This window comes from Bradyrhizobium sp. LjRoot220, assembly GCF_964252915.1.
Classification (GTDB): domain Bacteria; phylum Pseudomonadota; class Alphaproteobacteria; order Rhizobiales; family Xanthobacteraceae; genus Bradyrhizobium.
Map to the genome: position 1 here is coordinate 361,576 of NZ_CAXUPS020000001.1, position 14,107 is coordinate 375,682.

Sequence of the window (14,107 nt, forward strand, 5' to 3'; positions counted from 1 at the left end):
AAAATCACCGCACTAGTTCTTCCGCTGCGCCGATGGAGCCTGATCGCCGGCGGCTGCGACGTAATTGTCAGGGAAGGCCAGCGCGCTCGACGATGTCGGTCTGGCCGGTTCGCTGGCCGACGTCTTGCCCGCGGTCTTGCTGGCTTCGTCGAGCAGCTTCTCGACGCGCACCAGGATATCGGCGCCGCGCTTGGTGAGCACCGGCGGCGGTCCCGGCTTGGTCTCGAGGATCTTCGAGGCACCATTGGCATTGGCGGCGACGTGAGCGGGTTGGGCGGCCTGCGGCAGTTTCGCGCCCATGCCGACGCCGGCGATTTCCTTGACCTCCACACCGCGGTGCGCGACCACCATGATGTCGTGCCAGGTCTGCGCCGGCAACGAACCGCCGGTCATGCGGTTGGTCGGCGAGTAATCGTCATTGCCGTACCACACCGCGCAGGTGAAGTTGCCGGTGTAGCCGACGAACCAGGCGTCGCGATAGGCGTTGGTGGTGCCGGTCTTGCCGGCGGTCGGAATGCCGTCGATTGCGGCGCGCCGCGCCGTGCCTTCGCTGACGACATGGCTCATCATGCCCGCCATGTCGGCGGCAACCGATGCGGGGATGGCCTGCACCGGCTTCTTGCCGTCGCGGTCGAAGCGCCAGACCAGATCGCCGGCGCCGGTGCGCACTTCCAGGACGGCATGCGGCTTGACCGACTTGCCCTTGTTCGGGAACGTCGCATAGGCGACGGCGTGTTCGAGCACGGTGACTTCGTCGGAGCCGATCGGCATCGACGGCGTATCCGGCAGCGGCGCCGTGAGGCCGAAGCGGCGCGCCACCTCGGTGATCTTGACGCGGCCGGCCTTGGCCGGGTTCGGCGACTTGCCGCCGAGCGCGATCGAGATCTTCACCGGCACCACGTTGATGGAACGGGTGATCGCCTGCGTCAGGGTGACAGAGCCCGAGTAGGAGTGGCCATAGTTCTGCGGGCACCAGTTGCCGATGCACACCGGGCCGTCGACGATTTTCGAGTTCGGGGTGAACCCATTCAACAGTGCGGCGGTGTAGACATAGGGCTTGAACGACGAGCCGGGCTGGCGCATGGCGTCGACCGCGCGGTTGAACTGGCTGGCGCCGTAATCGCGTCCGCCCACCATCGCGCGCACGCCGCCATCGAGGTCGGCGACCACGGTCGCCGCCTGGGTCGCATGATAGTCGCGGCCGAACTGGCGGAGCTGGTTCTCGACGGCTTCTTCCGCGGCACGCTGCACGGTCATGTCGATCGCGGTGCGGACCACGAACACGCGCTCGGTATAGGATTTCGGAAACGTGTCGACCAGCTTGCGCATTTCGTCGAAGGCGTAGTCGAGATAGTAGTTCGGCGAATTCTCGTCGCGGCGGTCGACGGCGACGGCCGGATTACGCCGTGCGCCGAACACCTGGCCTTCGGTCATGAAGCCGGCGTCGACGAGGTTGTCCAGCACCACGTTGGCGCGGGCGCGGGCGGCCGGCAGGTTGATGTGCGGGGCGTATTTGGTCGGCGCCTTGAACAGGCCGGCCAGCATCGCCGATTCAGCAAGCGTGACGTCGCGCGCCGACTTGTTGAAGTAGAAGTGCGCCGCGCCGTCGACGCCGAAGGTGCCGCCGCCCATATAGGCGCGGTCGAGATAGAGTTTCAGGATCTCGTTCTTGGTGAGGCGCGTCTCCAGCCATATCGCGAGGAAGGCTTCCTTCACCTTGCGCTCGATGGTGCGCTCGTTGTTCAGGAACAGGTTCTTGGCGAGCTGCTGGGTGATCGACGAACCGCCCTGGCGCACGCCGCCGGCCTGCGCGTTGGTGACGAGCGCGCGTCCGGTGCCGGCGATGTCGATGCCGAAATGGTCGTAGAAGCGGCGGTCTTCGGTCGCCAGCGTCGCCTTGATCAGATTGTCCGGGAAATCTTCCAGCGGGATCGAGTCGTTGTGCTTGATGCCGCGGTTGCCGATCGGGTTGCCGTAGCGGTCGAGGAACGACACCGCCAGATCGGACTTCTTCAGCCAGTCGTCGTCGGCGGTTTCGCGAAACGCGGGCACCGCGAGCGCCAGCATCAGGATCAGGCCGCCGAGACCGATGGTGGCGGCTTCCGACAACGGCTCGATGAACACCCAACGCTTCCAGCGGCCGACATAGAAGCGATCCATGAAGGTCGAGAAGCGCTCATAGAGTTCGCGGGCGCCCTTGCCCGACGAGAACAGCGTCGAGTCGATACGCGCGTCGAGATCCAGCATGACATGCTGGATCTTTTGCTTCCATCGCGCTGGAATGAACTGGCGCACCGGGGCCCTTGATCGGTTCGTAGGCGCTCATGCGCGCGCTTGGCGCGAACGAGACGTGTTGCTTCCATGTTGCGGCAAACCCAAGGCGCTTTTACGGCTCGCGCGGCAACCTCGGGGACTCGCGGTTGTTCTATCCGAGCGGGGGCTATAAACCAATGGTCTGGCTCACTATTTTGATGATCAGGACTAATGCTGCCCCCGGCTTTTTGTGCAGGCTGGAGCTGTCCTGCTTGCGCGGCGGGCATCGCACCTCCTAGAAGGGCGCAAGACCGATCCGATCCACAAAACCCTGAATTCATGACCGCACCGCCCAAGCCCGTTTCCGCCCAGGAGGGATTCTTCTGGAAAACCAAGACGTTGGAAGAGATGTCCAGCGCCGAATGGGAAAGCCTGTGCGACGGCTGCGCGCGCTGCTGCCTGGAAAAGCTCGAGGACGAGGATACCGGCAAGATCTATTTCACCCATGTTTCCTGCAAGTTGCTCGATTCGGGCTCGTGCGCCTGCAAGGACTACCCGAACCGTTCCGCCAAGGTTCCCGACTGCGTGCGGCTGACCCCGGAAAACGTCCGAACCCTGAACTGGCTGCCGCCGAGCTGCGGCTACAAACTGGTCTCCGAGGGCCGCGACCTCTACTGGTGGCACCCGTTGATCTCGGGTGATCCCAATACCGTGCATGAGGCCGGCGTTTCCGTGCGCGGGCGGGTGCAGGGAACCGAGAACGAGATCGCCGACGAAGATCTCGAGGACCACATCGTGCAATGGCCGGCACTGTTGCCGAAACGTGCCCGGCTGAAAAAGCGGCCGGCGTGAACCCGCCTCGCTCCGCCAACTAAAATCGCGAAAACAACCCCATGCAAAGATAGCACTTAGAACCCCGCGGCGGGGGATCGGCAGCGGCCGTCCCTCGATCGCGCGCCCTGATCGGTCGGCACCGGCCTTGCTGTCGTCCGCCCACGCTAGGCCGGAAGTCGCCGCGGCGCTCAGGCTGAATCGCGACCCCGCCCTTCAAGGTGTTGACTTGTATGGCCTGACCGATCGGTCCCTTTGCCGAGAAAATTCTGGGCCATCACGCTGGTCCCGGCGGTGGGGTTATCGGCACTCGCCTGTCTCTACGAGGCCGCGCCGGATGAGGCGGGCGGGCTCTAAAAGCAGCCGAAATCGCAGCGTTTCACGCGAGCCGTCGATCACGTGATTGCGAAGCTGCGCTCGCGGGATGCTCCCATGCGCAGAGGCGTCTGCCGCGAGAGAAATTTGAGTTCTACAGTATGCGCGATATAGCGATTCCATCTCGGCGGCTTTGAGCTGCGAAGAAAAATATTACGTCTCAAATGAACAAGTACGAACGGCGGAGCGGTCAACCTGCCGACCACGATACATTAACCGACGAAATTTCAAGCGAACTCTCGCACATCACGACCGAGGTCATCGATGTCAGCGATGCGCCGCCGATTGCGCCGCGCGCACCGCTGACCCAGGACGAGGTCCGCACCATCCTGATCAGCCTGATGCTGACGATGTTCCTGGCCGCGCTCGACCAGACCATCGTCGCAACGGCATTGCCGACCATCGGCCGTCAGTTCGGCGACGTATCCAATCTCGCCTGGGTGATCACGGCGTACCTGTTGGCATCGACCGCGGTCGCGCCGGTGTTCGGCACGCTCAGCGACATCTATGGCCGCCGCGCCATGATCATTGTCGCGCTCAGCCTGTTCATCGCAGGTTCGGTGCTATGCGCGTTAGCGCCGAACATGCCGATGCTGATCCTCGCGCGCGGCCTGCAGGGCCTCGGCGGCGGCGGCATCATGCCGGTCGTGCAGACCGTGATCTCGGACGTGGTGAGTCCACGCGAACGCGGCCAGTACCAGGCCTATTTCAGCGGCGTGTGGGTCGCAGCTGGGATCGGCGGACCGATCGTCGGCGGCGTGTTCGCCGAACATCTGCACTGGTCGATGATCTTCTGGATCAACGTGCCGCTCGCGCTCGGCGCGCTGGCGCTCCTGTTGCCGAAGATGGACAAGATCCCGGTGTTCCACCGCCGGCGCAAGATCGACTGGCTCGGCGGCGTCTTGCTGATGGCGGCCGCAGTCGTGTTGATGCTGGTGCTGACCTGGGGTGGCAATCGTTATCCGTGGCTGTCGCCGACCATCATCGCGATGATCGGCGCTTCGCTCGCGCTGGCGTTCAGTTTCGTCTGGCATGCACGCAGGGCCGACGAGCCGTTCCTGCCGCTGCCGCTGATGGGCGGAACCGTGGTGCCCTATGCGATGGCCGCCGGCGGCTGCGCGCTCGGCGCCATCACCGGGCTAACCGTGAATTTGCCGCTCTATTACGAGGTGGTCTATCACCTCAGCGCCAGCGAGGCCGGGCTTGCGCTGATCCCGCTTGCCGCGGTCTCGACCTGCGGCGCTGCCATCGCCGGCCGGACCATGGCGCGCGCCAAACACTACAAGCGTGTCGCGATAACAGGTACTTTGCTGGCCGCGGTCTCGGGAGCCGCGCTGGCGCTCACCACGCTGCCGCTATGGGGATTGCTGGTGCTGCTGTCGATCTTCGCGCTCGGGCTCGGCACCACCTTTCCGGTCAGCGTGGTTTCGCTGCAGAATTCGGTGGCGCGTGCGCAAATCGGCACGGTGACCGGTGCGATGAATTTCTTCCGCGCGTTGATCTCGTCGTTCACGGTCGCGGCCTTCACCGCGATCCTGCTGATGGTGCTGGGCGCGGATGTCTCGCTGGTCGGCGAGCATCGCCACGGTCCCGTCAATTCCATCCCCGTCGCCGACATGATAACGGCGTTTCGCTACGTGTTCGGCGCGGCGGCCGCGCTGATGGGCGGTGCCACGCTCTGCATGATCCTGATGGAAGAGCGCCCGCTCGCCGGACCCAATACGGCGCCGCCGGTCGAGATGGCGGAGTAGGGCGCTAGAGCTTTGGTTCTGATTAAATCAGAACCAAAGCTCTAGATTTCTTATTTTGACGCGTTTTCTACCGCATATAAGTCTGCGTAATCTGCGTAAACTTTATTGCTGTGCGAACCGGTACCCACCCGGATCAAGTCCGGGGCAGGCTTTCGCTCGAAAACGCTTGTGCCAGCCGCGTATCGATTTCGTCCCGGAGCAGGGCGAAGTCGATCGGCTTGGTCAATAGACCTATCGCGCCGCTGGCGATCGCCTTGCGCCTGGTCTCCGCATCGCCATAGGCGGTGATCATGATGACGGGAACGTCGGGCCGGATTTCCTTGACCTTGGGCAGCATCTCGATCCCGGTCATCCCGGGCATGTTGATATCCGACAGGATCAGGATCAGCGAGTGCTCGATGGTGGAGCCGATGCGGGCGAGCGCGTCGGCCGCCGAATTGGCGAAATCCATCACGAAGCGTTGCGCGCGCAAATCCTTGCGAAATTGCTGGCGAAACAGCGCCTCGACGTCGAGCTCGTCATCGACCACAAGCACCAGAACACTCACGTCGAACCTCGGCTCTTGTTGAGAAGATTGCTGGTCCTCGGCAGAACAATGCGAAACTCGGTGAATTGTCCGGGCTCGGTATCGACGTCGATGGTGCCACCATGTTGTTTCACGATGATGTCATGGCTCATCGACAGACCAAGGCCGGTGCCTTCGCCCGCGGGTTTTGTGGTGAAGAACGGGTTGAACATCTTGTCCTTTACCTCGGGCGGGATACCGATCCCGTTATCGCGGATGCGAATCTCGACGGCGTCGTCGAGATTGCGGGTGGCGGCGATCAGCACGGGATCGAAGCCGGCCTGGCCGGCCTCGACCCTGCGCTTGTTCACGGCATAAAAGCCGTTCGAGATCAGGTTCAGGAACACCCGGCTGATTTCCTGCGGAAACACCTCGACCATGCCGGCATTGGCATCGAAGTCGCGCTGCAGTGTGACGTTGAAGTCGGCTCGCTCGGCGCGCGCGCCGTGATAGGCGAGGTTGAGGCTTTCGTCGATCAGGGCGTTGATGTCGGCGGGACGGTGATCGCCACCTCCCTCGCGCGAATGCAACAGCATGTTCTTGACGATGGAATCGGCGCGCTTGCCGTGCTGGACCACCTTTTGCAAATTGTCCTTGAGCAGGCCGGTCAGTTCGTCGACCTCCTCGCGGATCTTGTCGCTGATATCGGCAGGCTTGAGCACGTCGTTCAGTTCGTCGGTCAGTTCCGCTGAAAGGGCGGCGAAGTTATTGACGAAGTTAAGCGGGTTCTTGATCTCATGCGCGATGCCCGCGGTAAGTTGGCCGAGCGAGGCCAGCTTCTCGGTTTGTACCAGCCGGTCCTGCGCGGTGCGCAGATCGTCGAGTGAGGCGGCCAGTTCCTTGGTGCGAGTCTGAACCTCGTCGAACAACCGCACGTTTTCTATCGCGATCACGGCCTGGTCGGCGAAACTCTGAACCAGTTCGATCTGACGTTCGGTAAACGGCTCAACCTCCGATCGCGTCAGCGCGAACACCCCGATGGGCACGCCTTCTCTCAGCAAGGGAACGCAGAGGATAGTTCGATAGCCTCCCAGCTTTTGATATTGACTGGCACCGTATTCGGGATCGGCAAGCACGTCGGCAACGTGAAACGTTTTACCTTCCAGCGCCACGCGGGAAGTTACGGCGTAGCGCCCCGGCTTGAACGGATTGGCCTTTGCGAAAGTTTCGAGTTCGGGCGGGTTGCCGAAATTGGCCGACCACCGATAGAGATCGCCGTCGCGCTTGAAGATGACGCCCTTGTCGGCCTCGCACAGCCGTGCGGCAGATTCAACCAGCGTGTCGAGCACTGTCTGCAGATCGAACGCCGAGCGGCTGATGACCTTGAGCACGTCGGCAGTCGCGGTTTGTTGCTGCAGCGATTCCGTGAGGTCGTCAGTGCGCTGCTTGACCTCATTGAACAGGCGGACATTCTCGATCGCGATCACCGCCTGGTCGGCAAATGTCTTTAGAAGATCGATCTGGCTCTCCGTGAACACTCCCGCTTCGGCGCGCGAGACACCAATGGTGCCGATCGCAAGCCCTTCGCGCAGCATCGGCACGGAGATGATGCTCCGGTAGCCCCGGGCGCGCGCTGTTTCCTTGACGGCCTCGGAGACGTCGGGTTCGATTTCGATATCGGAGCGGAACGCGATTGTTCCCGTCAGCGCCACCCGGCTGTGAATGCCGGAGGAAGCAAGCGGGGTCGGGAACGAACTCTGTATCGCCTCGTCGCCGGCCTCGCTTCCGGCGGTGTGAGCCGCCAGGTCAAGCTGGTCGCCGACGACGCGGGTGACGAGCGCCGTCTGGCCGCCGAGCAGCCGCTTGGCGCTTTCGGCGATGGCATCGAACACTGGCTGCACGTCGGTTGGCGAACCGGCGATGACGTTGAGGATTCCGGCCGTTGCAGTCTGCCGCTCTAGTGCTTCCCGCGTCTCGTTGAACAGCCGCGCGTTCTGGATCGCGATGACAGCCTGGTCGGCAAAGCTGCACAGCAGGCTGCACTCCTTTTCGCTGAACGCCTTCATGGAAGTGCGGCCGACGAAGATGGAGCCGATGGCACGGCCCTCCCACAGCATGGGCGCGAGCGCCATCGAATAGTTTTTGCCGATGCGACGGGCGATCTCGCGCAGGGCCGTGGGAACGTCGGGATCGTTGAATACGTCGGCGTAATGGATCAGGCGGCGCTCGCGGAAGGCCACCTCGCTCGCGGTGCCCTCCAATGGCACCGGGTACAGCGCGCGGACGCGTTCGGCGTTGGCCCCGTGCGCCGCGCCGATATGAAGCAGTCCATCATCGCCTGCCAGGTATATGAAGCGATCATCGCCGCCAAACAGATGCTCGATGCTGCGCAGGATCTCGTCGAATACCGGCTGGGTGTCGGCGACCGAGCTGCTGACGACCCTGAGGATATCCGCGGAGGCCTTTTGCTGTTCCAGCGCCTCCCTCGTCTCGTTGAACAGCCGCACATTTTCCATCGCGATCACCGCCTGCGCGGCGAACATCTGCAGCAGCCGAACGTGCGGCTCGCCGAACGAGCCGGGTGCCCGACGCGTGACCGTGATGATGCCGATGGCCTTGCCCTCGTTCATGAGCGGCGCAAACAGCATGCTGCGATACCCCCGTGCACGTGCGATGTCGCGTGCGGCTGGCTCGAATTCGGTATCGACGAGTTCCGCCGGCGCACCGTTGAGGACCAGTTGGTAGGGCGGGAACTGGCCAAGCGGCATCGGGAACGAGGATTGCAGCACCGCATCGCCCGCGGGGTCCGTCGGTGTGAACGCGGACAGTTGGATCTGGTCGTCGACGAAGCGAAACATCGCGGTGGAAAATCCGCCGATCAGCCGGTTCGCGCTGGCTACGATGGAATCGAACACCGGCTGCACGTCCGACGGCGAGCCGGCGATCACCTTGAGGACCTCCGCCGTTGCCGTCTGTCGCTCCAGGGCCTGCCTGGTCTCGTTGAACAGGCGTGCGTTCTCGATCGCGATCACCGCCTGGTCGGCAAATGTCTGCAGCAATTGCACGTGGTCGGCGGCAAAGGCGCCGGGCTCCGCGCGGGTGACGCTGATCATGCCAACCGGCACGCCTCGGTTCATCAGGGGCGTGAACAATACACTGCGGAAGCCGCGTAGCCGCGCCAATTCCCGGTTCAACTCCGGGACTTGCTCGGCTTCGCTGTCGGGAAACTGGACGGTCTCGCCATTGCGCACCAGCGCGAAGGTCGGGAATTCCGAGATCGATCTTGGAAACGAGGCCTTCAGTCCCGCATCGGCGGCGGGGTCGGTCGGCGTGTACGCCACCAGATGGAGCTCGTCGCCGAGAAAGCGCAGCACGGTGGCGGAGAACCCGCCGAGCAGGCGCTTGGCGCTATCAGCGATGGCTTCGAACACCGGCTGCGCGTCGGAGGGAGAGGCGGCAATAACCTTGAGGATTTCGGCCGTGGCCGTCTGCCGCTCCAGCGCTTCCCTTGTCTCGCGAAACAGCCGCGAATTCTCGATCGCGATTGCGGCCTGGTCGGCAAAACTTTGCTGAAGCGCGAGCTCATCCTCGGTGAACGGCGCAAGCTGATCGCGGTAGACGATTAGCGCGCCGATCGCTTTGCCCTCGCACCGCAGCGGTGAGCCGGACATCGAGCGCGTACCGGCCGCGCGAACATACGGCAATCCCGGCCAATCTGCGATTTCAGGATCGACATTGTCGACATCGGGCACGTGAACCTGGCGGTTCTCGCCCACGATGGTTCCGGGCATATTGCGGCCGCCGATCTTGAGCTGCGTTTCCGGCACGCCGGCGCCAACGCGCCTCGAGCTTTCGCCGACACGGATGGTCTTGGCCCAGCCGTCGCCCTCGGCAATATGGATGGTGGCGCTGGGCGCATCGAACAGGCGCGCGCTGGTTTCGGCGATCTGGTACAACGCGCGTTCGGCATCGCCCGATACGCTGGCAATGGTGCTTAAGATGTCGGCGCTGGCGTTCTGGCGCTCCCGCGCGATGCACAGTTCATGGATGAGCCGGCCGTTTTCCGCGTCCATCGCCGCCTGACGGGCGATCGCCGCGTCGTGGGCGGCGAAGCTGGATTCGAGTCTCTGCTCGAGCTCGGCAACCACCTTGTAGAGATCGGCCACGGCGTCCGGGGGAAGCGCGGTCATTCACTCAAATCCATTCTACAGCAAGCCCTGCAGGCCGATGACATCGAGCCATCCTCGCGCGTACCCGTGTGGCAGATTAATCCATTCCAGGCGCGGTCGGGCCAGCGCCATCCCGGCCCTTTCTTAAGGCCGGGGCGCCAAAATGTGAAGCAGACTAAGCGGTTATCGGCCAGGTCGGCTATCAGGTTCCCGGCCGGGAGACCTCGGTCTCCTTGCTGGTGATGAATTCCAACAGCACAGGGATGCCTTCCCTGGTCTTTTCAATGCCGCGCTTGATCGCGGGAATGATGTCTTCCGGTTTGGTCACCCGTTCGCCATAGCCGCCGAAGGCGCGGGCCATCGCGGCATAGTCGCCGGAAATGTCGGTCGAGCGATACTTCTCGGTCGAGATCGGCATCACCTTCAGCTCGATCGCCATGCTGAAATTATTCAGCAGGATCGACATGATCGGAATCCGCTCGCGCACCGCGGTTTCGAAATCCATGCCGGTGAAACCGATCGCGGCATCGCCCCACACATTGATGCAGAGCTTGTCGGGCTTTGCCAGCTTGGCGCCCATCGCCAGACCGAGCCCATAGCCGAGCTGCGTGGTCTTGCCCCAGCCGATATAGGACAACGGCTCGACCGATTTCCAGAACGGCGAGAGCTGGTCGCGCGGGCTGCCGGCATCATGGGTGATGATGGTGTTCTTGATGTCGACAGTGTGCTGCAGGTCCCACAATACGCGATAGGGATTGAGCGGCGCCTCGTTGTGGGTGAGTTTCGGCATCCATTTGGCCAACCACTCCTTGTGCGAGGCGGCGATCTCGGCGGCGACGGCGGTGGCGTCACGATCGCTGGCGACACTCTTACCGATCTCTTCCAGCAGCGCATCGAGCACCAGGGCGGCATCGCCGACCAGGCCGATCCTGGCCTCGACATCCTTGTTGAGATGGTTGGGGTCCAGCGTCGAATGAATGATGGTCTTGCCCTTCGGCATCGCGATGCCGAACGAGGTTTCGGTGAAGGAGCAGCCGATGCCGAAGATCACATCGGCCTCGGCAAGAAATTTGGGCACCGCGCGCGGTACAGCAAGGCCGCCCGAGCCCAGCGACAGCGGATGCGTTTCCGGAAACGACGATTTGCCGCCAAGGCTGGTGGTAACGGGGATGGCAAGACGCTCGGCCAGCCGCTTCAGTTGCGGCCAGGCCCTGGCGTAATGCACGCCCTGGCCGGCATAGATCACCGCTCGCTTGGCACCGACCAACAGCGCGGCCGCTTCCTTGACGTGAACGGGGTCGGCGCCGTAGCGCGTGCGCAGCACCGGCGTGTAATTCAGCGGTTCCGGAACGTCTTCATTCCACATGTCGGCCGGGATTTCGACGATGACCGGTCCGCCGCGACCATTCTTCAGTTTTGTAAACGCCCGCCGGAAAATGTTGCAGACTTCGGCCGCAAGGATGATCGGCTCGGAGGACTTCGAAAACGCCTTCATCGCCTGGCTGGAGTTGAAGTTCGGGTCGATATTGGCGAGCCGCCGCGCATAGCCCATCGGCAGCACCAGCACGGGGACGGATTCGCCGTAACATTGCGCCACGCCGCCCATGGCGTTTTCGGCGCCAGGGCCGTGCTGCATGCAGAACGCGCCGATCGAATGGCCCGAGGTGACGCGGGAGATCGCATCCGCCATGTGGATGCCGATGCGTTCCTGGCGGACCATTATCGGGCGGATGTCGGCATTGGCGGCATATTCGATCAGATGGTTGACCGGATAGCCGCACAGGATCTCGATCCCCTCGCGCTTCATGATTTCCGCAATCGCGGTGCCGAGCTTCATGACGGTCTCCCCCTGTTTGCAGACCGGTTCGTCCGGTCGATTTCTCACAGTTGGAACAGGAATTTTCCTCACCGTAAAGCGCAGGCGGCGCTTGCTTCGGGAAGTGCTGATATGCGTTTGCCGCCGGAGCGGAGGCTGCAGACCGTCGTCCGAAATCGAGCGGTTCCCCATTCGATCAGAAGATGTCGGGAGCCTTGGTGTTCGCCGCGGCGGCCTCGAAGCCGGCCGCGCTCCGCGGGCGAGGCGAGGGCACTACCTCGCTTCGGTGCGGCGAGCGTTGAACATCGCCGCCATCAGGCCGAGGACGTACGCCGTCACACGGCGATCGTTGCCGGACCGCACCTCGGCGGCGCGCTGCTCGTCCAACTCATCGCTCAAGAGGCCGATGTAGTTTTTTCCTGTTTCACGGTTCTGCGTGGGCATGTGCGCTCGCTCCGGAAGACGCCGATCGGCCGACCTTGGCGAGCCTCCGCACAATTCAGAGTAAACTTTTGGCACCGTAGGAATACCGGTGCAATCGTGAATCCGGCTTAATCAGTCGTTCATCCTGTTCGTCAAAACGCCGTCAATCATTCCAATCTAGGGTTCCAATTTGGAGCCTGGCGCGGGAAGAATTCCGGCGGCGTCGACAGGAGTGTTTCATGCGTCGATTGTTGAAGATTTTTTTCAAGGATGAGTCCGGCGCGACCGCGATCGAGTATTGCCTCATTGCGATGGGCATCGGCATCGTGATCGTCGGTGCCGTCAACGGCGTCGGCACTGCGCTCAGCACCAAGTTCGACACCGTCAGCACCTCGCTCAAATAGCAGCGATCGGCGGCTCGCATCATGCTGGAGCTGCTATTCGGGACCTGGGGTCCACACATCGTCAGCTTCGGCCGGCAGGGGATTAGACATTTCACGCCACGAGACCGTGCTAGCGGTCGTTTTCATCCGCATATAGCGCCTGCATCATTCCGATCCGCGCGAACATCAGCCAGCCGCCGCCGGTCTCGGCGGCCTTGATCAGGTTCTCGACCGCGGTTTGCCAGCGCGCTTCGTGCTGTTCGGCTTCAGGCAGCTTCATGACGTAGTCGGCGGCGTGCTGCAGCGTTACGAGGGTGCGGCCGCCGCGCAGCGCGATCGGCTCATCGAACGGCGTCGACCAGGGCATCGCGCGCTATTGGTTGGGCGGGCTTGCGCGATCAGCCGGCCTTCTTGGCGCGTGCGGGCGCGCGCACGGGCTTTTCGGCCTTCTTCGGCGCTTCCTTGACCGTCTCCTTGGCGGCGCGCTTGCTGCTGCCTGAGATCGGCAGCAGCATTTCGCGCTGGCCGGCGGCTGCCTTGCGCGGCTTCTTGCCCTTGGCTTTAGCCGTTTCCTTCACGGCATCCCTGGCGGCGGGCGCGGCCTGTTTCTCGCTGGCGAGGCTGCGTTTCAGCGCGTCCATCAGATTGATGACGTTGCCGCCGGTTTTCGGCGCCGCTTTCGCTGTGACCTTCAGGCCGTTGCGCTTCTGGTTGATCAACTCGACCAGCGCGGATTCGTAGCGATCCTCGAACTGCTCGGGCTCGAACGATCCGGATTTTTGCTCGACGATGTGTTTGGCCAGATCCAGCATGTCCTTGGTGATCTTCACATCCTGGATGTCGTCGAAATAGTCCTTTTCGCTGCGGACCTCATAGGGGTAGCGCAGCAGCGTTCCCATCAAACCGTTATCGAACGGCTCCAGCGCGATGATGTGTTCGCGGTTGGTCAGCACCACGCGGCCGATCGCGACCTTGTCCATGCTGCGGATGGTTTCGCGGATCACCGCAAAGGCGTCGTGGCCGACCTTGCCGTCCGGCACGAGATAATAGGGGCGGATCAGATAGCGGCTGTCGATATCGGTCCTCGGCACGAACTCGTCGATTTCGATGGTGCGGGTCGATTCCAGCGCGATGTCGTCAAGCTCGTCCTTCGACACCTCGATGTAGGTATCGGTGTCGATCTTGTAGCCCTTCATGATGTCTTCGTTGGCGACTTCCTCGCCGGTGTCGGCATCGACCTTGGCATATTTGATGCGATGGCCGGTCTTGCGGTTGATCTGGTTGAACGAGACCTTTTCGGTATCCGACGTCGCCGGATACAGGGCGACCGGGCAGGTCACGAGGGAAAGGCGTAAAAAGCCCTTCCAGTTGGCGCGGGGGGCCATGGGAAACTCCGACAGACGCAACAGACGACCGCCAAGAATACCATCGGCCGACCCGGTTTCAAACATGGCGGGGCAAGGAATCTGGCAACGGCGTTAACCGTGGCCGCGCGGCGTGTTCCGGGGATTTTGGCTGCGACCTTTTTTGACGCGCCGCCCCGAAATGCCGGGTGCGAAGCCCGGAACATCAGCTGCCATCATGCGTTGCTTTTGACAGGT

At 62.8% G+C, this 14,107-nt stretch carries 10 protein-coding genes; 3 read left to right on the forward strand and 7 right to left on the reverse strand.

Annotated features, from left to right (window positions below; translation table 11 throughout):
- Positions 1–12 precede the first annotated feature (12 nt).
- Positions 13–2,295, reverse strand: coding sequence for a transglycosylase domain-containing protein (locus ACSQ84_RS01580; RefSeq protein WP_436209891.1), 2,283 nt, complete (start codon positions 2,293–2,295; stop codon positions 13–15).
- Between the two features lie 297 nt (positions 2,296–2,592).
- Here ACSQ84_RS01580 and ACSQ84_RS01585 point away from each other — a divergent pair, with 297 nt between their 5' ends.
- Both ACSQ84_RS01585 and ACSQ84_RS01590 read left to right on the forward strand, forming a co-directional pair.
- On the forward strand, positions 2,593–3,105 hold the full coding sequence (locus tag ACSQ84_RS01585) for a YcgN family cysteine cluster protein (RefSeq protein ID WP_436209892.1): 513 nt from the start codon (positions 2,593–2,595) through the stop codon (positions 3,103–3,105).
- Between the two features lie 518 nt (positions 3,106–3,623).
- Positions 3,624–5,210: an MDR family MFS transporter gene (locus tag ACSQ84_RS01590; RefSeq protein ID WP_436209893.1), complete on the forward strand. Its 1,587-nt coding sequence runs from the start codon at positions 3,624–3,626 to the stop codon at positions 5,208–5,210.
- 133 nt (positions 5,211–5,343) lie between these two features.
- Here the strand turns inward: ACSQ84_RS01590 and ACSQ84_RS01595 are convergent, their stop codons facing one another.
- The 4 genes from ACSQ84_RS01595 to ACSQ84_RS01610 all read right to left on the reverse strand — a co-directional run bounded on the left by ACSQ84_RS01595 (position 5,344) and on the right by ACSQ84_RS01610 (position 12,144).
- Positions 5,344–5,757: a response regulator gene (locus ACSQ84_RS01595; protein WP_436209894.1), complete on the reverse strand. Its 414-nt coding sequence runs from the start codon at positions 5,755–5,757 to the stop codon at positions 5,344–5,346.
- Positions 5,754–9,905 (reverse strand): GAF domain-containing protein, encoded by a 4,152-nt coding sequence (locus ACSQ84_RS01600; RefSeq protein ID WP_436209895.1) that lies wholly within the window; start codon positions 9,903–9,905, stop codon positions 5,754–5,756. Before ACSQ84_RS01600 ends, ACSQ84_RS01595 begins: the two co-directional genes overlap by 4 nt.
- A 181-nt stretch (positions 9,906–10,086) precedes the next feature.
- Positions 10,087–11,721, reverse strand: coding sequence for a thiamine pyrophosphate-requiring protein (locus ACSQ84_RS01605; protein WP_436209896.1), 1,635 nt, complete (start codon positions 11,719–11,721; stop codon positions 10,087–10,089).
- A 252-nt stretch (positions 11,722–11,973) separates the two neighbouring features.
- Positions 11,974–12,144 carry a hypothetical protein gene (locus ACSQ84_RS01610; RefSeq protein ID WP_436209897.1) on the reverse strand — a complete coding sequence of 57 codons (171 nt, stop codon included), beginning with the start codon at positions 12,142–12,144 and terminating at the stop codon, positions 11,974–11,976.
- A 218-nt stretch (positions 12,145–12,362) separates the two neighbouring features.
- On the opposite strand from ACSQ84_RS01610, the gene ACSQ84_RS01615 reads away from it, so the two are divergent.
- Positions 12,363–12,527, forward strand: a complete 165-nt coding sequence (locus ACSQ84_RS01615; protein WP_436209898.1) for a Flp family type IVb pilin — start codon at positions 12,363–12,365, stop codon at positions 12,525–12,527.
- Positions 12,528–12,636: 109 nt separating this feature from the next.
- On the opposite strand, the gene ACSQ84_RS01620 is transcribed toward ACSQ84_RS01615, so the two are convergent.
- Together ACSQ84_RS01620 and ACSQ84_RS01625 are read right to left on the reverse strand one after the other, a co-directional pair.
- Entirely contained in the window at positions 12,637–12,873 is a 237-nt protein-coding gene (locus ACSQ84_RS01620) for a hypothetical protein (RefSeq protein WP_436209899.1), read from the reverse strand.
- Positions 12,874–12,904: 31 nt separating this feature from the next.
- Positions 12,905–13,891, reverse strand: a complete 987-nt coding sequence (locus tag ACSQ84_RS01625; RefSeq protein WP_436209900.1) for a Ku protein — start codon at positions 13,889–13,891, stop codon at positions 12,905–12,907.
- Positions 13,892–14,107 lie beyond the last annotated feature (216 nt).